The organism is Paenibacillus sp. J31R120 (genome assembly GCF_056269225.1).
On sequence record NZ_JBWDNN010000001.1, the window covers coordinates 1248420 to 1268951 of the forward strand.

18 protein-coding genes and 2 pseudogenes are annotated in these 20532 nt (G+C 47.2%); 18 read left to right on the top strand and 2 right to left on the bottom strand.

All coding sequences use genetic code 11. From position 1 onward, the window contains the following. The first annotated feature begins 65 nt into the window (after window positions 1-65). Window positions 66-260 (top strand): annotated as a pseudogene (locus tag AC0YNW_RS05710) (winged helix-turn-helix domain-containing protein). Window positions 261-423: 163 nt separating this feature from the next. Next, window positions 424-858: an SRPBCC family protein gene (locus AC0YNW_RS05715; RefSeq protein WP_475831099.1), complete on the top strand. Its 435-nt coding sequence runs from the start codon at window positions 424-426 to the stop codon at window positions 856-858. An 85-nt stretch (window positions 859-943) separates the two neighbouring features. Here AC0YNW_RS05715 and AC0YNW_RS05720 read toward each other — a convergent pair whose 3' ends face one another. Beyond that, window positions 944-1762, bottom strand: coding sequence for a dihydrodipicolinate synthase family protein (locus tag AC0YNW_RS05720; RefSeq protein WP_475831100.1), 819 nt, complete (start codon window positions 1760-1762; stop codon window positions 944-946). Window positions 1763-2108: 346 nt separating this feature from the next. On the opposite strand from AC0YNW_RS05720, the gene AC0YNW_RS05725 reads away from it, so the two are divergent. The 16 genes and pseudogenes from AC0YNW_RS05725 to AC0YNW_RS05800 all read left to right on the top strand — a co-directional run bounded on the left by AC0YNW_RS05725 (window position 2109) and on the right by AC0YNW_RS05800 (window position 18895). Continuing rightward, a complete protein-coding gene (locus AC0YNW_RS05725; protein ID WP_475831101.1) occupies window positions 2109-2645 on the top strand; it encodes a hypothetical protein in 537 nt (178 codons plus the stop codon). A 92-nt stretch (window positions 2646-2737) separates the two neighbouring features. Continuing rightward, window positions 2738-3272, top strand: a pseudogene (locus tag AC0YNW_RS05730) (GNAT family N-acetyltransferase). 199 nt (window positions 3273-3471) lie between these two features. Beyond that, a complete protein-coding gene (locus AC0YNW_RS05735) occupies window positions 3472-4350 on the top strand; it encodes an SDR family oxidoreductase (RefSeq protein WP_475831102.1) in 879 nt (292 codons plus the stop codon). Window positions 4351-4389: 39 nt separating this feature from the next. Next, window positions 4390-5274 (top strand): YwqG family protein, encoded by an 885-nt coding sequence (locus tag AC0YNW_RS05740; protein ID WP_475831103.1) that lies wholly within the window; start codon window positions 4390-4392, stop codon window positions 5272-5274. A gap of 281 nt (window positions 5275-5555) precedes the next feature. Next, a complete protein-coding gene (locus tag AC0YNW_RS05745; protein ID WP_475831104.1) occupies window positions 5556-6125 on the top strand; it encodes a hypothetical protein in 570 nt (189 codons plus the stop codon). A 182-nt stretch (window positions 6126-6307) separates the two neighbouring features. After that, window positions 6308-7783 carry an FAD-dependent oxidoreductase gene (locus AC0YNW_RS05750; protein WP_475831105.1) on the top strand — a complete coding sequence of 492 codons (1476 nt, stop codon included), beginning with the start codon at window positions 6308-6310 and terminating at the stop codon, window positions 7781-7783. Window positions 7784-7888: 105 nt separating this feature from the next. Further along, on the top strand, window positions 7889-9427 hold the full coding sequence (locus AC0YNW_RS05755; RefSeq protein WP_475831106.1) for a copper amine oxidase N-terminal domain-containing protein: 1539 nt from the start codon (window positions 7889-7891) through the stop codon (window positions 9425-9427). Between the two features lie 232 nt (window positions 9428-9659). Beyond that, on the top strand, window positions 9660-11726 hold the full coding sequence (locus AC0YNW_RS05760) for an Ig-like domain-containing protein (protein ID WP_475831107.1): 2067 nt from the start codon (window positions 9660-9662) through the stop codon (window positions 11724-11726). Window positions 11727-11894: 168 nt separating this feature from the next. Next, the gene (locus AC0YNW_RS05765) at window positions 11895-12278 is read left to right on the top strand and encodes a hypothetical protein (protein WP_387479361.1); all 384 of its coding nucleotides are present in this window, start codon (window positions 11895-11897) and stop codon (window positions 12276-12278) included. Window positions 12279-12542: 264 nt separating this feature from the next. Then, a complete protein-coding gene (locus tag AC0YNW_RS05770; RefSeq protein ID WP_387479358.1) occupies window positions 12543-13022 on the top strand; it encodes a hypothetical protein in 480 nt (159 codons plus the stop codon). Between the two features lie 24 nt (window positions 13023-13046). Continuing rightward, window positions 13047-13442 carry a hypothetical protein gene (locus tag AC0YNW_RS05775; protein WP_475831108.1) on the top strand — a complete coding sequence of 132 codons (396 nt, stop codon included), beginning with the start codon at window positions 13047-13049 and terminating at the stop codon, window positions 13440-13442. A gap of 165 nt (window positions 13443-13607) precedes the next feature. Continuing rightward, window positions 13608-15758, top strand: coding sequence for a YhgE/Pip domain-containing protein (locus AC0YNW_RS05780; RefSeq protein ID WP_475831109.1), 2151 nt, complete (start codon window positions 13608-13610; stop codon window positions 15756-15758). A gap of 88 nt (window positions 15759-15846) precedes the next feature. Continuing rightward, the gene (locus AC0YNW_RS05785) at window positions 15847-16317 is read left to right on the top strand and encodes a hypothetical protein (RefSeq protein WP_387479350.1); all 471 of its coding nucleotides are present in this window, start codon (window positions 15847-15849) and stop codon (window positions 16315-16317) included. 164 nt (window positions 16318-16481) lie between these two features. After that, the gene (locus AC0YNW_RS05790; RefSeq protein WP_475831110.1) at window positions 16482-16970 is read left to right on the top strand and encodes an RrF2 family transcriptional regulator; all 489 of its coding nucleotides are present in this window, start codon (window positions 16482-16484) and stop codon (window positions 16968-16970) included. Between the two features lie 61 nt (window positions 16971-17031). Beyond that, window positions 17032-17937, top strand: coding sequence for an NAD(P)/FAD-dependent oxidoreductase (locus AC0YNW_RS05795; protein WP_475831274.1), 906 nt, complete (start codon window positions 17032-17034; stop codon window positions 17935-17937). 64 nt (window positions 17938-18001) lie between these two features. After that, window positions 18002-18895, top strand: coding sequence for a class I SAM-dependent methyltransferase (locus AC0YNW_RS05800; protein WP_475831111.1), 894 nt, complete (start codon window positions 18002-18004; stop codon window positions 18893-18895). Window positions 18896-18934: 39 nt separating this feature from the next. On the opposite strand, the gene AC0YNW_RS05805 is transcribed toward AC0YNW_RS05800, so the two are convergent. After that, complete coding sequence (locus tag AC0YNW_RS05805; RefSeq protein WP_475831275.1) at window positions 18935-20440, bottom strand: copper amine oxidase N-terminal domain-containing protein; 1506 nt, start codon at window positions 20438-20440, stop codon at window positions 18935-18937. Window positions 20441-20532 lie beyond the last annotated feature (92 nt).

A 20532-nucleotide genomic window follows, 5' to 3' on the forward strand; every position in this document is an offset into this window, starting at 1 on the left:
GGATACAAGGATAACTTCATATCCACTCAAAGGCTGGCATCGATCGATGATGTCAGCCTTTAGAGGTGTTCCCGCATCTGACGGCGCCTCTGCGCGAATTTCTGCTGATGACGTCCATCCTGAGCCGAATGAACGCGTCCTTATGCCAAGCTGTAACCGGGTAAATGAACAGTCAGGATCATTTGGAGAGACTAGAGCATCTGAAATTGTTTATAATCCCGCTGGATGAGCATCGGAGCTGGTATCGTTATCATCACTAAACTTATCGAAAACAGCTCCCATTAAGCCTATAGGGCGGGGGCTGTTTGGTCATTTGAATTCATTATTAATGAAAGCAATTGTAAAGAAATCTAGCCATGAACTTCATGCTATAATAAGAGGCGTAGACGAGCACTCTACGAATGCCACTTAGGAGGTTATGAAATGGGAGCAGATAGTCCAGCAACGATAACAGTGGAAGCAATCGTTCCTTCTCCAGTCGAGCGCGTATGGAGCTATTGGACGGAGCCGGAGCATATTAAGCAGTGGAATAAGGCTTCGGACGACTGGCATACACCCTACGCTGAGAATGACCTGAGAGCCGGCGGTACATTTGTATCCAGAATGGAAGCAAAAGACGGCAGCTTCGGATTTGATTTTGGCGGCGTATATGATGAGGTGAACGTCAACGAAAGTATCTCCTATACGATTGGCGATGGCAGACAAGTGAAGATTGCGTTTATTCGCGAAGGAAACGACACCAAAATCATTGAAACCTTCGAAGCGGAGGCGACCAATTCCGTAGAGATGCAGCAAGCCGGGTGGCAGGCGATTTTAGACAATTTCAAAACATATGTGGAAACGGCTGAACAAAAGTAAGATCCAGTTGCAGCCTATAGAGCGCATGCCAACCATGGCATGCGCTTTATTTGTTGTTCGAATGATCGTCTAGGGAGCTTGGTCCTCATGCTTTCAGACGTAGCTTCCCCGAGCGAATGTATCCCTGCTGGGCAAGCAGCCACTTTAGCGGAGCAGGGGATGGCTCAGTGCATAAGAATCGAATCAGCGGCGTCAATTGATCAAAGATTAGTCCGGCATCCGGAATATAACCGGCACGGAATTGTTCTACGATTCTCAAATACGAATCACTGTCCAGATTGGAGCTTGCAAGGATACCGCCCTTTGCGCCGCAGCTGAGCGATGCATAAAACAATGCATCTTCGCCGCAAAGCACCGATTTCTCCGAAGATCGGGCCAGCTTAAATAATCTCCGGATATCTCCGGTACTAGTCTTAATTCCGATAATCTGATCATACTCCAACAAGGATAATACCTGTTCAATCGCCATTGGCCGTTCTCCAGGTACAGGAAGATCATGCAAAATAACCGGTAGCCCGGCTGTCGTCAATTCTTCCAGAAGTGGTGTGAACGTCTTCTGAAGACTGGAGTGAAGACTGGATAACGGTACTAATGCACCTTCAGCACCGAGTTCTTTTAGAATCCCTATGCGATTATCCGTGGTCGATGCTTTGCTGTAGCCAATACCTGCAATGACGGGAATGTCTCGGGATGCGTCACGCGCGATTCTGATTAAGGCCTCCAGCTCATGATCAGCCAACGAAGAAGCTTCTCCTGTAACGCCATTTAAGACAAGCCCCTGAATGCCGCTTCCGACTAGCCGATCCAGAAGCCTCTCATAGGACAACCAATCCAATTTGCCTTGCTCATCAAAAGGTGTGACGACAGGAACGAATAAGCCACGCAAGCTATGCGTCGTTAACATGGGGCGTCCTCCTCGCGGGAAGTGTCTTGGGGATAGTCCATTTGAGGGATATCGTAGCATGAGGAGCTTTGGTTGTAACCAGCCATTGGCCTGGCTGTTGGGACAGACCGGTTCATGACGGGATGCAAAGGAACATAGCAGCTTCGAATGCAGTAATAACTTTCTGTCTGCAGCTAATGGTATTTATTTGCAACTAAAGGGCGTTATACTGCGTTCACGTAATAAAGGTATGGCAGATGCAGCTTTAGTGCGGGAGAAGGGTGCGTGTAGATGAATGCTTGTACATAGGTATAAAAGACCGATTCAAATAGGCTTAATCGTGTTATTGCTTGGAGCCATTATCATTTTGATTGGATCAATTTATGAATACACCCGAAAACATCCGGTCGCTGAGACGATTGAAGGTGTGAATTATCAGCTCGGAGCTGAAAACAGCGGCAATGTGCAAGCTGAGACTGTACGCATAAAGGGCCATTGGTCCAGAAGCTTAAAAGGAATTCGCACCTTTAAAGGGACGATTGACTTCGCGAACCGGGATATTCCGGTACCGGAGGAGAGTAGGGAAGTTACGGTTCGTTTTGACAGTAATGGCTATGGGACAATCACATATAGTTTTATTGAAGTAATGAGTAAATGGGAAGTTAAACCAAGACTCTACTCTGACGGTGCCTTTTTCGCCAATTCAGATTTTAGTTCAGTTTCATTTCTATTCCTTAAAAAAGTCGAATCCGAAGAGGGCTTGAGTAGTGGTTATTGGGATGGAGACGATGGATTGATGTTTGCAGGTCCTGCGAGTAATAGAGAGCAAGCACTTGCTATTTCCAATAAATTGATGGAACTGCATTTAACTAATCCCGGTTTGAGAGTGAGAGAATTACATTAAAGTAGTTAGAGCAGGAACTTGGGATAGTTTTCCTATAGCCGTCCTTCACCGCCCCCAAATGCTAATATGGAGTGATGACAGGGGGTATAATCATGCAATTAAGTACACAGCGATTAAGCATAGGCAAGTTTCGTACCAGAGGACTGGTCTGCCGTTCTTGAATATACATCTGACCGTCAAGTGATGGAATATATGCCGGAAGGAGTATTTCAAGAAAAGGAAGCAAAAGCTTTTGTGCTTCAAAACATGGCGGAGACAGCGGAGAAATTTGCCGTTCGATTACTTGATGGGGATAAGTTAATCGGTCATATGGTTTTTCATAAATGGTATGGCGAGAATACGTACGAGATCGGCTGGGTGTTCCATCCGAGATACCATAATCAAGGGTTTGCGACTGAGGCTGCCCAAGAAGTGGTCAAGTTCGCTTTTGAGCAATTGAACGCTCATCGCGTCATTGCGACGTGCCAGCCGGAGAATGTTCCATCATATCGCATTATGGAAAAGATCGGGATGAGAAGAGAAGCACATTTTAGAAAGTGCATCCCTGCCCATTACAAGAAGGGCACAGGATGGTGGGATGAGTATTTTTACGCTATTTTAGAGGAAGAGTGGAAGATAGGGTTATGATTTTGCAATGATTCCATGGCAGGCGGTCAAGTAGATCGGCTGCCTTTTTGATTATGGTTTGAGAATAGTTTAATAGTGTGAAATAATGTTTGTGAGTTGAATTTTGGCAGGAACTTGATCGTAATAGATATATAAATACAGATTAAATAGTAAGATCCATAAAGAGAATAGCTATTGTAAATAGAGAGGAGTGATATTTATGAAAGATGATAACAGACAAATCGCCGTCGTGACTGGAGCCAGCGGGGGGATGGGCAGAGAGACGGCTGCGCTGCTTGCCGCGAAGCATGGAATGAAGGTCTTCCTCATGGGTCGGAACCGCGAGAAGGGATTGGAAGCTGTCCGATACATGAATGACCATAGTGGACGAAATGACGCCCAATTCGTGCTTTGCGATCTGGCTTCAATGGCTAGTATTAAGACGGCGGCCGAGGAGTTATCTGCTGCCTGCGAGAGGATTGATGTGCTTGTCAACAATGCAGGTGTTGTAACCATTGGAAGAGAAGAAACGGTGGATGGCTTCGAGCGTCAGCTAGGCGTGAACCATCTAGGCCACTTCGTTCTGACAGGACAACTGCTTCCATTGCTTGCGAAAAGCGAGGCAGGACGGATTGTCGTTGTTTCTTCAGGCGCGCACAAAATCGGACAAATGAATTATGATGATCCTCATTTGCTAAAGCGCTATACAGTATGGGGCGCCTACGGACGCTCCAAGGTGGCGAATATTTGGTTTACCAAGGAGCTTGCTCGACGCTTGAAGGGAACGAGGATTACGGTCAATGCTCTTCATCCTGGAGCAGTTTCTACGGATATTGGCGTCAACCGGAGCACCGGCTTCGGTACGTTGGTGCATCGTATGCTGCGGCCATTTTTTCTGACACCTGAGCAAGGCTCTGCCACTGCCATATACCTAGCGACTTCACCCGATGTTCAAGGAGTAAGTGGCGGGTACTACTATAAGCAAAAGCTGGCACCGGTCACCGCACGCGCAGGTGATGCCGAAGAGGCGCGCCGCTTCTGGAACTGGAGCGAGAAAGTGACAGGCTTTCATTGGCCGGAGGTTCCAAGCAGCGAATAGGCAGAGACAGCAGCATTTTATGAAAAGGAAGTGACCACATTGCTAAGCGCCAACAATCAAGTGAAGCTGCATAAAATAGTTCAGGAGCATGGGTTCGAGCATGCACTAGACTATTTGAAGAAGACGGTACGCCAAGGTATCCGCTTGTCTAAGCAAGAACTGGAGAGTTACGAGCAGGTTGGCAACTCCCGCATTGGCGGCGATCCCGATCTGCCTGCAGATATGGAATGGCCGATAGATGAAGACGGGACGCCTATGACTTTTTTGGCTCAATTGCGGCTGTCCGAGATAGCGGTTCACGATGAGTCGTCGCTTCTGCCGAAGGACGGGATGTTGTTGTTTTTCGTCGGAATAGATGAACCGGCCTATCATATTGAACATAGAGTATTGTTCTTGACAGAGGAACAGCTCCACGGTGCAACACACAGGCTATCGCCGGAGGATACGACGCTGGAAGACGATTTCACCGGATATCAAGTAATGGGGAGGGCGTCGATCGAGCCTCCGAATTATGGCTATTCGGATAGTGAACAGCTGGAGGATGACGAGCATGATTACGATCAATATGAAGAGCTGACCTTTGATCTGACTGATAATAACTCAGGTGATCTGGCAGTTATGTTTGGCTATCCTGCGACACAGCATGGAGATTGCGAATATGAAGCGGCGCTGGCGTTGCTTACGGGCGAAGAATATAACTATTCTGAGTCAAAAGCGTTGGAGCGAATAACGGTACATTTGAACGGGGACCAGACAAAAGCGGAGCAAGAAGTCCGCGATACCCTGCTTCTACTTGCACTGGACTCAGATCGAGATGTAGGATTTTGCTGGTGGGATGCGGGGGAGCTTCAATTCTACATCCGTAAGGAAGATTTGCTTGCCGGGAATTTCACACGTACTTATTGCTCCCTGTACTCCAGCTAACATAACAGCAGCGACAGTCCTGATCAGGAGGCTGTCGCTGTTTTTGCTTATTTCGACGATAGTATACCTCATTTTTACTTGTCGTCCCAATTTATGCGAGTCCCGAATGTCTCTACAATGAGACGAATAACAATTGTTCAGATTCCATATTGGTCTGATTCATTAACATGTTTCTCAGACAGCGAGTTTCTCAGAAGAGAAACACTGAGTAATTGTAGGCTGAACAAGCATTCTATATAATAGTATATATGCTAGATTATTACTTTAGAGGTGAGTTGAAAATGAATACGATAAAATCACGACTTCCACTCATCATTGTGATCTCCATATTGATAGTTTTACTAACTACCATTCGTGTTTGGCTAAACAATAAGCCTGATCATGAAGTGCTTATCCTGTGGGGCCATATGGAAGTTGTCCTAACTCGTACGGTTTTTATGGCTTTATATAGCATTATTTTCACTTTACTTATCCTTCTTTTCGTTAAGAAACGAATACTAACCGTTATTTTACTTTGTATTCCACTCCTTGTTACAGGCCTCACTTATATTTTTTACAAAGACACATTCCCCGTATATATTCATGAGTTGAACACCAGCTCGACCGTTGATGGACACTTTCTTGCTATCATACACTTTCAAAGACCCACGATGTGGAAGGATCAACTTGTTTTTTATGAAAAGGTTGCTCCCAATAGGTATGTTGCGACTGAAAAGTATCCATTCAAGATTGGTCACCAGGCAGCACAAATGCTCAAAAACAATGGATATCAAATAGAATACAACCCCCTAAATATCGTGTTTAATGACAACTCCAACTATCAAATAAAAAAATCAAATGGTCCATCATAAACAGTCTCTTATAACAAAATCTTGTAATCCAGTTTCATAGACTGGAAGCGACAGTATTCTTGGTATGATGCTAGTGAAATGACAAAAATTTGTAACTTAGGGTATGGTTGTTGCGTTATAGGATAGAGAAGTAGACGGAATTGAATACATACTTAAGGAGTGAGAAATTGAGAGGGTTAGTAATGTTGTTCGCAATCTTGATGCTTGGCGGGTGTGTAAGCCCTGGTGAAGAGAAGCCGGAGCAAACGGTAATGATTGACAATCCCGATCTTGTTATTATCGGTTCTGAAGTTGAAGGGGCGTATCTGGCTCGAGCTGCCAAGGATGAGGGGTTATCCGTCGTTATCTTGGACCCTAGAGAGAAGGCTGGCGGTCAGCTGCTGCAAGGTCAGATGTTATATCTGGACGAGCCAACAGATGCTTCGAACAAGACGCTGCTGCAAGGAAAGGTTGAGCAATTATTTGTAGAGCTAAAGAATGGGAATATCCGTAAACTAGAGGATTTTGAGGCTTATTATAATCAATTGCTGTCTGGTATACATATTGAATCCGGAATTGAAATCCTATCGATTGAATCTGATAAAGGCGAGAGTGACAAACAAGATTTGACGAAATTGATTTACAAAAATCAAGCAGGCGAAGAGAAAACGGTTGAATCCAAGTATTGGGTGGAAAACACGGATTTTGCCTACTTGTCCAGCCAATTGTCGCAGGATCGAATTCCAGGCGTTGAATCGATCTTCGATCTGGAAGAAAAGGCTTATATGGCCTCTTCCATTATGATGAAGTTCAAAGGGGTCGACTGGGAAACCTTCCAAAAATCCGTGATGGGATTGGATCAGGCTGCGAGGGAAGAACGATATGGCGGTACGACCCATGTGACGAATATCTTTACATGGGGATTTGGCAAGGTAGGCAGCAGCTACACTCCGACCCGGGAAGATATTTTTTTGCGCGGACTAAACATATTGAATCAAAAAGACGGTGATGCGTTAATTAACGCATTATTGATCTATGATGTCGATCCATCCGACCCGCAGCGGGTTGAAGAAGCTGTCGCGCTTGGGAAAGCGGAGACGGATCGCGTACTGGCCCACTTGCAGAAGGAATTGCCCGGATGGGAGCAAGCGCAGGTAAACGGTTATCCGGACTATCTGTACATTCGCGATTATGACCGCTATGTAACGGATTATGTGCTTACCGCAACGGATATGTTCTCGGGCAACATGTTCTGGGACAATGTGAGTATTGGCGGATACTCGTTGGATATCCAAGGCGTGAAAGAAGAGCGATGGGGAAGAGCGCTTGGAAAGCCGGATAAATACGGAATGCCGCTGCGATCATTTATTCTAAAGGATTATTCGAATGTCATTGTCGCTGGCAAAAATGTAGGGGCATCCGCACCGGCTTATGGCAGTGCGCGTATTCAGCCGAATACTTCGCTTGCGGGTGAAGTCATCGGTATCATTCTGGGCCGGATTAATGGGAAAACTGGGCTGGTTGATCTTACGGAAGAATACATGAACGAACTGCACGCTTACATCAAGAAGAAATACAAAATTGAGCTGACGAGTGAAAACGGAGCAAATAAGATTGCCGATTACTCAGAGGAAGAGCTTAGGCGGATTGATAACGGGCACTTGGATGTTAAGAAGTAGCAAGTTGCACACTTCATAACATGATCGCAAAAGTCGCAACATTATTTCACCTGCTGCGTTTAGAACAGTAGCGATGATTAACCATTATGGATGGAGCAGGTGAACATGATCAAACAACCAACAATAAAGCTTCTTCTGGCAGCGACGCTTGCGTTTGGCGGGGCCTTGACTGCCTTGCCTTCGTCATCTGTACATGCAGAATCAATTGCGGATACGAAGATTAACGACGCTTCCGAAGCGATTGAGCGTGCTCATTCATTAAATCTCATTCCCCAAGGAGCACGAGCAACAGCCAAGCAAGATGGCGATAAGTGGGACGTCATTTTCCAAAAGGATGAAAAGGACGAAGGCGGCAGTCCATTCCATACAGGTCAAGTTGTTATGTATGCAAAGGATGGGCGTGTTGCGAAATATGCAGTAAGCCAAAGATCGAGCTTCAGAGGCGAACCCGGCGATGATCCCGATGATGAAAGCAAAATGAACTATTCGATCGATGAAGTAAAACAAATCGCCATGGATTTCATGAAACAGCAGGACTGGAAGCTGGAGGACAGCTGGGTATTCAATCCTTATCCGCTCGCTGAAAACACTACGAAATTCCAGTCCAAGCGATTCCATCAGGTTCGCTTTGACCGCTCTCATCATGGTGTTCGTGATGCGTGGGATGGTGCAAGCGTTGCGGTAGACCGCCGAACCGGCCAAATTAATTCCTATTATGCAGATTGGGAAGAACGTGTCTACACGCCGGATAAAGCAAGCGAGGCAATGCCAATCAGTCTGATTGAAGCAGGCAAGCGTTTCTACGAAGCCATTGAGCCTTTTCTCTTATGGCAAGGCATTAAGGACCCGGAACAGCCGCAGCTAGTGTATGCGCTCCACCAGCAATACATCATGGATATGGACGGCACGTTTCCAAAGGAATATCAATGGGAGAATCCTCCCTTTGAAGAGAAAATAAAGTCCGGTTATTCCAGTTGGACCGCAAAAAAACGGCTGCTCAGCATGTATGACCTCAACCTGGAATATATAGATGGCAAGCTTGCTTACCGGCTTAGACTTAAACCGGAAATTACGTATTTCATGGACGGCTGGCATCCGACTATAGACGCCCACTCGGGGAAATGGCTCAATTTCTTGAACGAACCGATTAAGACAACGTTTCCTCCCGCGGGAGATTGGCTGGTTCATGCCGCGCCGGTAAATAAAATCGGTTACGATGCCGCAATTGTATGGAATAATGAGCTGCTATGGATGGAGAACGAACCATTTATCCAAAACAGTCATACCCTTGTCCCATTCCGCGAGCTGCTGGAGAAGCTGGGCGCCAAGATCAAGTGGGATTCCGAAGCGAGGAAAGTAACTGCCAGCAAAGACGGTGTCACGATTGAACTCCTTGTAGATTCAGATACGGCCTACATCAACGGCAAAGCCATTAAGCTGGAGGAGCCTGCCCGGTTAAAAAAGGGACGCACCTATATTCCAGCTCGTATCGTACTGGAGACATTCGGGGCTAAGGTCGGCTGGGATCGGGATTCCAGATTCATTCTGGTCACCACCGAAGAGTCGCTGCCGCCATTATCCTCGGCTGAGCTGAAGCGCTATCGCTTCCAAGCGCAGCTTAACTGGGAGAACAAGGGTGTCTAGAGGTGAAAATGAATAAAGGTAAAAGCGATTTCCTTAGGGAAATCGTTTTTAATTCACATCATTAATGGATGCAATGAAGAGGGAAATATAAGGCGGAAATCTGAAAGTTTGCTCGAATTTTGACTAGTTTTGCATGTGACAGGCTTCGACAGAAACATTTTCCTCGGTCAGATCGTTAAAGAGATATTCGCTGGCTTCGGTTCCAGCAAAAACCTATAGGAGGACTGTAATTATGAGGAAAATCGCTCTTGCAATGCTTGCGCTAACCTTACTGCTTGGACTGGCAATTCCGATCGCGGGAGCGTCGTCGCTCACGACGGAAGAGAAGTTCCAAGTGCTTAAGCAGAAAGGCATTATGACGGGGTTTGAGGACGGATCATCCCGTCTCTACGAATCCATGTCACGTGAACAATTCGCTACCGTACTCTACAAGCTGCTTGAATTGCCCCAATCAAGTTCAACGCCAAGCTTTGTGGATGTGCTGAAGACACGCTGGTCCTACGCTGCAATTCAAGCGGTACGCGGCGCTAATCTGATGGTCGGCAAAGGAGATAACAAATTCGCGCCGACGGCTCCGGTGAAGGTCGAGGAGCTGGCCGCCATCCTGCTGAAAGTAAATAATACCCCATCAAATTCGAATATTTCGTTTACGGGCAAGGTATCCGCCTGGGCTAAGGGTGCGGTAGGAACCGCACTTAGCAAAGGCTGGATTGAACCTCGGAACGACTACACCGTCAACGCGACGCGCGCTGTGCTTGTAGATGCGGTCTATGCCGTCTATTCCGGCTGGGATACCGCGCTTGATGTGAGATCGGTAGAGGCTGTAGACATCCAGTTGGTACGTGTCAACTTGAAGACGAGGATCGATTCGGTAGATACCAGCAGATTCTCGCTGCGTGATGATCGCGGCAACAATGTGACGATCGCATACGCGACAGTGGCAAGTGACGGTTACTCTGTGCTGCTTACGACTAATTATCAGGCTGAAAACCGCACTCATTATCTCACTATCGATGGCAGATCATGGACGTTTACTTCAACGAAGTCAGATTCGACGAAACCGACCATTACTGGCTTTGAGCGGTTAGGGGCTCGCGTCTATGTGCTGACATTCTCCGAACAAGTTGACTCGGGAACAGCAACGAATACGAATAACTATTCATTCTCCGGCGGATTGAGAGTTACATCGCTGCAGCTGTCATCAGATAAGAGACAGGTGACACTGACCACCTCAAGCCAAACGAACAATACCAAGTATTCTCTGACCGTTAAGAATATCAAGGATCTCGCCGGCAATGTGATGAATACACGCTCAGACTTGTCAATTGTCGGCAATGATGATTCGATCAAGCCGACTGTAGTTGATTCGGAATTCAGAGTCAATACTGACGCATCCTTAACCATTAAATTCAGCGAGCCGGTGAAGAGAGAGGTTGCTGTACAGACGGGACGTTACAGTATTAGCGGCTTGTCGATTGTATCCGCAAGCCTGGACACCGAGGGACGCACCGTTACCCTTCGGACCTCTGCCCAAAAGGACAAAACCGTATACAGCCTGACTGTATCGGGCATTCCTGATCTTGCAGGCAATGTGATGGATACGAAGACGGGGCTTCTCTTTGGAGGCATCTCCAATCCTGTACTGCCGGTAAAGCTTCAAAGCATAGCGGCTATTAGCGAAAATACGATCGAGATCTCGTTCGACAGAGATATTAGCGACGCGGATGTGAATGCTCTAGGCGCTGCAATTCTGAAGGATAATGGCAGCAACATCAACAATAACGGATGGAGCAAATATGCGGTACGTAAAGCCGGGACGAATCGTGTGGTGACCGTCCAATTCCGTACCGGAAATGATCCGAATCCGAACCTGTTCCAAGCGGGCCATGTCTATACGGCACGGGTAACAGGCGTTACCTCGCTTCAAACACAAGAGACTGCGAACGAAACCACGTTCGCGGGAACGGTGACTGCCAATGATCTTCCTTACGCAAAACAAGTCATTGTGCTGAACCGCTCGACTATCAAAGTCATATTCAGCGAGCCGGTGAAAAATGTGAGCGCACAATCCTTCACGCTGAAGGAGCGCGATGGTGATGCCGTTGCCATCTCAGGCGATGATTTGAACAACACGAATGCGATCGTCACCGAAGTGACGCTGAAGCTGTCCAAAGACTTGACGGCGGGCAAGGTGTACGAACTCGGGTTCAAACCAGGCATTACTGACGCGGCAGGCTTCAACGGATGGAAAACGAAAAACGGCAACGAGGATATCAATATTTTGTTCACTGGGGTATAAAAAGGACTTCGAAAGTGCATGGAAATACGCAAAAAGCAGCCATCTTAGACGATTGGCTGCTTTTTGCTGTTACAGGAAGGGATCAGCAACCACACGGGCGATGGTCTAAATGGGAAATACGAATCATAGGATTCTAACTGTTGTTACTAAATTTGGGAGGTATTAGGAATGAAGAAAAAGCTGGTTGTTACTTTATTAAGCTCGGTTATGTTATTAGCATCATTTACTTATGTTTTTGCTGCCACACATACCTCAACTGCAACCGTGACAGGCGGATCTTCGCCCATGACCAAGAGCGGCTCGAAGATTACAGGCGGGCATAAATACGCCAAACTTACTTGTACTGGCAGTGGCTCAGCAGTAGCCGGAATGTGCGTGGTTATGCAGGGGACAACAACCGTTGTAACAGAAGTCGTGGATACAGCCAATAAAACGAAAACGAATGATGTCTATCTTGCCGGAGGCAAAGAATATCATGTCGTTGTCAGCTATGTGGATGAATATACGAATACAGGTGCAACAGTGAAAGGTACATTGACTTACACAGATTAATCGATAAGCCCGATCATAAATCAAGTCCAAACCTTTTTCAAGTTCAAGTAACCAGTCGTCAGGAAGCAATCGACGGCTGGTTATTTTTATAAGCAAAGTTTTGAACGGGCTCATGTAGATATGTAGATATTCCACCACAATCGCATTCATTGCCTGTAATGAAGCAGATACCTGATTGTCAAATTTATGATATGGTACTATAGGTACAGGGACTAATCGAATATCATTGTGCAAGGCAGATTCTATCACGACAAGGAGAAAAATATGAGCTACCCGATCGATATCGAACAATTTCACCATACCCTCTTTAAGCTAAAAGGCATTACGGGCGTTGAAAGCGGAGTTGAAAATTTGGAGCCGATTGATGCGGACATGCTGGGGTACAGCGATAATGCACATCTTCCTCATGCCGCCCTGCTGCGAACCGGCGGCGGGATGGAGTCGGAAGTGCTGCTCCAGTTGGAGATCGAGTTTGATTATTCGCCGGAAAGCCTAGTATCTGTGGAGTTTTTGGCTTGGTTTGTAAGAGACTGCGCGCGGGCAGGGACGAAGGTGCAGCTTAGACCATTCGCACTTCCACCGGAATCTCCCATCGGCAGGCAGTTAGGAACAACGTTGAAATGGCATATGGACTTATTTGTCGATGGAATAGAAGAGACGCTGGAGCCTGCTTTTGCAACGGTTCGCAGACTTAACGAATCTCTGGAGACGGCAATCCGGTTATACCATATCCCGCTGAAATGATTAGGAGTAACGGGAGGGCTGAATATGGGAGAAGCGTTCAAACTGGAATGCGATACCTGCCAATATCATAATCAAATTTTTGTGGGTTTTGGTTTTTCGTATATGTCACTTAAGTCGATTGCCTCGTTCGTTCATGATCCTTCACTCAAGCGGAAGATCGAAATCTTTATGAAGGATCATGCAACAACATTTAATGCTTATGACGCGATGTATGTATGTCCGCAGTGCAGAGGTATTCAAAACGAGCTGTACATTGAGATGCAGTCAGAAACTTCGCAATTTAAACAAACGTACAGTTGCAAGGGATGCGCTACGATGATGAAAGAGATAACGATTGAGCACAACGCTCCTGTCCAGCTAAGCTGTCCAGATTGCAGCGAGGGCTTGCTTAAGGCAACTTTTTATATGGATTGGGATTAACGTTCGCAGCAACAGCTTGATTCACCGCGAAAATAAAAAGACAGTAGCTAATGCTAAGCGCTTAGCTGCTGTCTTTTTTCAGTTGGCCCAATAAAGAATCGCCGATGTGTAGATTTGCCCCCATCCAGAAATACTAAGACAAGCCATTTTTAGGAGTGGGTAAATATGGGGCATATCTGGTCAATCTACACGAAGGATCTACGTGGTATCTTCCGTAACCTTGCTGCTGCTGTCATCATCCTCGGTCTTGCTTTTCTGCCTTCCCTATACGCCTGGTTCAATATCAAAGCATCCTGGGACCCGTATGGTCAGACTCATTCTCTTGCGATTGCGGTTGTGAATAACGACGAAGGTGCCGTTCTCCGCGACACACCTATTCATGCCGGGGATGAGATCGTGGCTTCTTTGAAGGAGAACAAAAAGATCGGCTGGGTATTTGTTGAGGAGAGTGAAGCGATGAGGGGCGTAATGCATGGCGATTACTACGCCAGTATTACGATTCCGTCCGATTTCTCTGCCAAAATGGCAACCGTGCTCAGCAATAATCTTCAGCAAGCGGAGCTGGATTTTGCCGTGAACGAAAAGATTAATGCGGTTTCGCCCAAAATTGCAGAGAAAGGCGCAAGCGGCATCGTAGAGCAAGTGCGGGCCAGCTTTGTAAAGACGGCGAATGAAACAATCTTCCGCATCTTTGCCCAGATCGGTATCGAGCTGGAGGAGAATCAACCTGCGATCGAGAAAGTGCGTGGTGCCGTATTCCAATTGGAATCGCTTATACCGGCGATTAACGAGGCGGTAGCCACTGCGGCCACAGATATTGAAAAATCGAAAAAAATCGCTAACACCGTTCAATCGGAGCTGCCGAAGGCTGCTCGTTTGGCAGAGGACGGAGAAGCTTTCACGAAGCAGCTCGGCGAATTTTTGGATCAGAGCAGTTCATCCCTTGATCAAGCAGGACCAATCATGAAGCAGGATTTGCAGCTGCTGCTTCAGTCTGCTCAAGCTATGGAGGAGCTAACGGCCATTCTGCAGGATTCATCTATCGATCCGGAAGTTGTTCTAGCTCCGCTTGAACTTGCGGGAAGGCGCCTAACAAGCGCTGTTGCCGTTGCAGACGGTTTAATTCAATTGCTTGAACGGTTGAACAAGCTGGCGGAGGGCAAGCTGCTGGCACCTGCTATTGCCGACCTGCAAGGCGTGAAAAACCGGTTTCAGCAGCAGCTGTCCCTTGTTCAGCAAATCCACACAGCCATCGAGCGAGGCGAGAAGCCTGCAGAATCGCTTGTAGACAGCTTAAGCGCCTTATCAAAGAAAACGACAGCGGCGCTTACGGATGTGTTGGGCCGTTTTGACAGCGAGTTAATGCCAGCCATTCAACAAGCGACACAGAAAGCAAAACAAACCGCAGCAAGAGCCGGGGCGGTATTGGCGGAGGCGAACAAGGCTTTGCCTTCGGTTGCGAAAATTGTAGGCGATGCGGCAAAGGGGCTGGAGACTGGCAGCCGGGAGCTGAAAAAAATACAAGCCAATTTGCCGGGGGCTGAGCAAAAGCTGAGGGAGGTTGCAAGCCGGATTCGGAGCTTGGAGAAGGAAGGAAATTTGGATGAGCTGATTGACTTGCTGAAAAACGATGCCGAGCGCGAAGGAGCTTTCTTTGCAGAGCCAGTCGTGTTAAAGGAGAACCGCTTGTTTCCGATTCCGAATTATGGTTCGGCCATGTCGCCTTTCTTCACCACGCTGTCCCTTTGGGTCGGAGCGCTGCTGCTTGTCTCGCTGCTGACGGTGGACGTACACGATACGGAGCATGCTTATCGCAGCTATCAGGTTTATTTGGGCCGCTACCTGACCTTTCTTACGATTGCGATTGTACAATCGCTTCTTGTGACATTGGGAGATATCTGGCTGCTCAAGGCTTATGTAGCCAATCCCGTCTGGTTTGTGCTGTTCGGCATATTGTTAAGCAGCATCTTTATGCTCATTGTGTATACGCTCGTATCGATATTCGGCAATGTGGGCAAGGCAATGGCGATCGTCCTGCTAGTGCTTCAGCTTGCAGGATCAGGAGGGACGTTCCCGATCCAAGTGACGCCGCTGTTCTTCCAAGCCATTCATCCGTTTTTGCCATTCACCTATGCCATCAGCATGATGCGAGAGGCGGTCGGCGGCATTCTTTGGGATATCGTCTTGCGTGATCTACTGGCATTGGCTGTTTTTGCCGGGGTGGCGCTTCTGCTCGGACTGGCACTTAAAAAATGGATCAACCGTTATTCCGCCAAAATGGTAGAGAAAGCAAGGGAAAGCGGCTTGATTCACTGATCCTCAACTGGAAAAGATATGCAACCAGCTATCCCTTACAAGCGTCTAAGTAATAAGTAGAAGCTTAGTACGCTGAGGGGGACGGTGGATGCGCTATTTCGGATTATGGAGCATGAAGCTCATAGTGTTGGGGTTGGTCATCGCTCTGACGAGCTCATGCGGGAACATGAATGTTGTAAGACATATCGAGGTTTTTGTTAGCGAGTCGATGGAAGAAAACGAAGAAGGAAATTATGAAGTTACGGGCTATATTAAAACAAATGCGATAACGACGTCGGAAGAAAGCAAGAATCTGTTGAGAACGGATGTAAAATTGATCGAAGATTATTACGATCTGGATGGCAACTATGTAAAGAGTGAGGTATCGCATTCGCGAAGCCACAAGTCTGATATTTCGATTACAGACGGCGGATTCAGCCATAAGAAGGAGCTTCAAGAACCATCGACGATCTTTATTCCTGAAGAAGGTTATGAACAATTCAGAATGAAAGCTATGTCGGATGAAGAGAAGGAAATAGTGGAGGAGCATGTCATGTCTTATATGAAAATGCTCGATTAAAGGCAGCCGCAAATGGATGTATCGTTGACAAAGATCAGCCTATTCAAGCAGAATGAATTCTTTTTCCAGATTCTTTTTTAGATAAAAAGGATTGCAAAATAAAAACATATCGGTTATTGTGGACATTATAGGTCGATAATAACAAGAGGAAGGAAGGAGGAGCTATGCAGTATTCAAAAAGTACGGATTACGCCTTGCATGCTTTGATGCATCTGGCACATTCGGAACGCCAACAAAACGTCGGCATTAAGGAACTGTCAGGAACACTTGGCGTATCTGAAAGCTATCTGTCCAAGATTATGTCCAAGCTGAGACAAGACGGGATTGTACGTGCAGTACCCGGAGTGAATGGCGGTTACGAACTTGCGCGTCAGCCAGATCAGATCTCGTTTCTTGATGTCATACAGGTGATTGAAGGCAGGCAGCATATGTTCGAATGCTCGAACTCGAAGTCCAAGCAGCATCAGCTCTTAACGGAAGAGGAAAGCCCGGTAGATGATGAGCCATGTCCTCCGAAGGGGAATGGGTGTCTGATCGAACAAGTGATGATCGGCGCGGAGGCCCAACTTCATCAATATTTGCGGGAGCATACGATTCAAACCGTGTTAGACAGGTATACCAATCAATGTAATCAAGACCATAACAAGAAGTGATCCGCTTCTTGCACATTAATTATGGATATTGAAGATCCATGGAGGTGTCTATATAATGACAATAGGAAAAAAACAATTCGATGCAGTTATTATTGGCGGGGGACCGGGGGGCCTGAGCGCAGCGCTTGTACTAGGCCGAGCACGTAAGCATGTAGCGGTCATTGATGAGGGACGTCCACGCAACGCGGTGACGCATGCGGGCCATGGCTTTCTCACACGCGACGGCATAAGCCCAAGTGAATTTCGAAGAATTGCCAAGGAGGAGATTAGCGCCTATCCAACCGTATCGTTCGTTGACGATACAGCAGTGTCGATCACAGGATCAGACGGACATTTTCAGATCACGACTTCACAAGGCACTGAACTTGAGGGCAAAAAGGTGCTGTTTGCCGTCGGCATGAAGGACCGTCCGCTTCCCATTCCCGGCCTTGCGGAGGTCTATGGCAGAAGCGCATTCGTATGCCCGTATTGCGATGGCTGGGAGCTGCGGGATGAGCCGCTCGTCATCATCAACAGCGGACCGGAGCTCATCCATTTCGCTCCCGTTATTGCGGGATGGTCGGATCGTATCACATTCTGTACGAACGGTCATGACGGGTTAACGGATTCTGAGCGCGAGACGCTTCAGCGCAGAGTGCCGCTATACGATTCTCCAATCCGGCATATTCATTCCGAAGAAGGAATTGTTCGAGAGGTTGTTCTTGAAGACGGGACGTCTATTCCGTGCAGAGGCATATTCTTCAAGCCAGACCTGGTGATGGGCTCGGACTTGCCGCACTCTATCGGTTGTCAGCTATCCGAAGAGGGACATGTCGCAGTGAATGCCTTCGGGAAAACAAGCGTTCCAGGCATATTCAGCGCTGGGGACATGACTTCGCGCATGCATCAGAAGATCATCGCCGCCGCTAATGGCTCGGTCGCAGCAGCAGCTTTGAACAATGAACTGAATACCGAGGCTTGGTTATGATCATCCAAAAACTAATCAAACGAAGGTTGCACATGATCTGTCAGCATAAATGGAGGGAATCGTAATGATCAATCTTTTTGATGAAGCTCTATGGGAGAAGGAATGGAAGACTCGCGGCGATACGATGGTCAATACGATGAGGAAAGCAGGAGTCGATCCTGCCAAAGCCTTTGATCCGAAAGCCAAGACGTTCAACGAGCAGTCGTTCAATGAAGAAGGGAGAAAGAGAAGCGCGCGAATCCTGAGCTGGCTTGAAGGACAGGGCGTTCAGTTGAAGAATGCTTCTGTGCTGGATGTTGGCGCCGCCTCCGGCGTGTTCACGGTACCTTTTCTGGAGCGTGGAGCGCAGGTAACGGCAATTGAGTCATCGCTCCCTCAGGTTGAATTATTGAAGGAAAACATAGCAGGATTCCCGGACAATAGGGTGGAGATCATCTCCGAGCCTTTTGAAGAAATTGATGTACAGGATAGAGGCTGGTCCAAGACGTTTGATCTTGTTTTTGCCTCGATGTGCCCGGTTATCGTCGATTGGGAAAGCGTGGAGAAGCTGCTCTATAGTGCGAAGCAATATTGTTATATCAGTATGCCGGTAAGTATTCCAGAGAACAGCTTAACCCGTGAATTGTGGCCGGTTCTGACCGGCATGCCTTTCAAGTCAAAGCCGCTGGAGATGGGATATTTGCTTCATTTGCTGTATCTTAAAGGCTACTCCTACGAGTCTCTTATTACAAGAGAGGAGAAAGAGAGCGACATGTCACATGAGGCGGCTCTGCAGGAAATGCTGAAGAGACTGCCCAAGCTCGGTCTGCCGGTAGATGAGCGCAATCAGGGACTTATCGCAGATTATCTGAAGCAAGCGTACCCCACAGGAAACGTTAGGGTAAGACAGGGCGGACGTTTTGGCAAAGTGCTGATTCGCTTGCAGGATGAGAGGATGTACGATCGAGGAGAAGCTTAATGGAGCAGATGCCGGGAGCGATGTCCCGGCTTCTGTTTTTTACTTTTGTATCGAGCGTTCCAGCCAATTAATATGAGCTTGAAAACGCAGTTGCTTTAGCCCCACCGCTGTCAAAACAGGGACGTCATCCTTCGTTGAGACAAGGACGAGTCGTGATGCGGCGTTCCAGCCTACCTTCGCGCCAAAGGCTTCGAGCACCACCCGCGCTGGAATATAGGTTCGGCCTTTGCTTATCTGCGCTGGAGCAGATTTATGGGCTACGCCGTTAATATAAATGATATCGTGATAAAGCGGAATCTCGATCGTCGTGCCTTGCTTGCTAGCTGTTACAACACGAGTTCTGGAATCCCAGCCTACTTTGGCACCCATCCGCTCCAGCAGCTCCCGGAATGGCAGTAGTGTAGTGCCTTGATGAACCAGCGGTTCATTCACCAGCTTCAGCAGCTCATTGTTCCATACGACGGCAGCCTTGTATTTGATGCTTTGAGGTGGAACAGCGGCATCGATGAGCCATTCGCTGGCAGGCGGGAATGGTTCGGTTACGGGATTGTTAATATAGTCGAGCCATTCGCCGGTATTCGCTTGAATGGACGGGCGATCACCATAGTAAAAGAGTGGAACTCCAGGCTTGATTCGCAGGTTATAATAGGGCTTTATCGTATCTCCAGTTCCATTACTGATGTAATTCAGCTCTAACTCATAATTGGACAGCAAACGCAGCTTCGCAAGCTCTAACGGGTATTTCGGTTTTAACTTGTCAGTAAACGCGGGCGTTTCTCTATTCAGTGCTTCCGGAAATTGGCCGGCTTGATTCAATAAGTAATAATCATGGAGGGAATAAGTAAGTTTCTTGGGCAAAGTATTTTCATTCCAATGCAAAAAGGGCGTTGCTTCTTTATACATTTTCTTGGCTGCCTCTGGATAGGACAGGATTGAAGGTGTATCATCAAAGGTTTCTTTGCCCCAATATACGGTGTAAGTCGTTACTGTTCCGGTTAGAGGATTAACCGATAGGTTCATATAATTACCTTCAAATCGAATGCCATTGTGTGCACGGTCGAATCGAATCGGTTCGCCAAACTTCTCTTTATTATACTCAGAAATCGGATATGGATTGTATATCCAAGTGTCTTCGAGTTTCCACGGGAGCTGTTGGATGAAAGCTTCTGCCACCTGTACTGCTTCTTCTTTGGTTACCTTGTCCTTGCCTTCACCGATGAGGTCAAAATTGCTCTCATAAAACTTAAGGACTTCGCCAGTCTCAATGATAAGCCAGATCTCGCCTATTTGGTTATGCAACTTATACTCCAGTTCCCAAAACTGCTTGTTTAGGTCCATGCTGCTGGTGACAGTCGCTCCTTCCGGGAGCAAATTCAATTCTTTGGCACGCTTAATGGCTTGTTCGCTGTTAGCCAGCTTCATAGTTGCAGCAGTGACGGCATGAACAGCTGTCGGGGCGGCGGTCACAGTGCCGATTACAAGCGATGACGCAAGAACCAGCTTGGCAATCGGCTTCCAATAAGCTGAAAATGAACCTTTTTTCATCAATGTACACCCTCTCACATTCGATCCATTTTTCCTGAATTTAGTTATGCTGACATCAAGACGTTGCAAGAGAGTAAAGTGTTGCATGTTAT

What these genes read in the sequence shown, in the direction of transcription:
- AC0YNW_RS05715 (WP_475831099.1), top strand. Translation starts at nt 424, where the DNA reads ATGGGAGCAGATAGTCCAGCAACGATAACAGTGGAAGCAATCGTTCCT.
- AC0YNW_RS05745 (WP_475831104.1), top strand. Translation starts at nt 5,556, where the DNA reads ATGAATACGATAAAATCACGACTTCCACTCATCATTGTGATCTCCATA.
- AC0YNW_RS05775 (WP_475831108.1), top strand. Translation starts at nt 13,047, where the DNA reads ATGGGAGAAGCGTTCAAACTGGAATGCGATACCTGCCAATATCATAAT.
- AC0YNW_RS05755 (WP_475831106.1), top strand. Translation starts at nt 7,889, where the DNA reads ATGATCAAACAACCAACAATAAAGCTTCTTCTGGCAGCGACGCTTGCG.
- AC0YNW_RS05780 (WP_475831109.1), top strand. Translation starts at nt 13,608, where the DNA reads ATGGGGCATATCTGGTCAATCTACACGAAGGATCTACGTGGTATCTTC.
- AC0YNW_RS05760 (WP_475831107.1), top strand. Translation starts at nt 9,660, where the DNA reads ATGAGGAAAATCGCTCTTGCAATGCTTGCGCTAACCTTACTGCTTGGA.
- AC0YNW_RS05800 (WP_475831111.1), top strand. Translation starts at nt 18,002, where the DNA reads ATGATCAATCTTTTTGATGAAGCTCTATGGGAGAAGGAATGGAAGACT.
- AC0YNW_RS05720 (WP_475831100.1), bottom strand. Translation starts at nt 1,762, where the DNA reads ATGTTAACGACGCATAGCTTGCGTGGCTTATTCGTTCCTGTCGTCACA.
- AC0YNW_RS05765 (WP_387479361.1), top strand. Translation starts at nt 11,895, where the DNA reads ATGAAGAAAAAGCTGGTTGTTACTTTATTAAGCTCGGTTATGTTATTA.
- AC0YNW_RS05770 (WP_387479358.1), top strand. Translation starts at nt 12,543, where the DNA reads ATGAGCTACCCGATCGATATCGAACAATTTCACCATACCCTCTTTAAG.
- AC0YNW_RS05785 (WP_387479350.1), top strand. Translation starts at nt 15,847, where the DNA reads ATGCGCTATTTCGGATTATGGAGCATGAAGCTCATAGTGTTGGGGTTG.
- AC0YNW_RS05790 (WP_475831110.1), top strand. Translation starts at nt 16,482, where the DNA reads ATGCAGTATTCAAAAAGTACGGATTACGCCTTGCATGCTTTGATGCAT.
- AC0YNW_RS05750 (WP_475831105.1), top strand. Translation starts at nt 6,308, where the DNA reads ATGTTGTTCGCAATCTTGATGCTTGGCGGGTGTGTAAGCCCTGGTGAA.
- AC0YNW_RS05805 (WP_475831275.1), bottom strand. Translation starts at nt 20,440, where the DNA reads ATGAAAAAAGGTTCATTTTCAGCTTATTGGAAGCCGATTGCCAAGCTG.
- AC0YNW_RS05735 (WP_475831102.1), top strand. Translation starts at nt 3,472, where the DNA reads ATGAAAGATGATAACAGACAAATCGCCGTCGTGACTGGAGCCAGCGGG.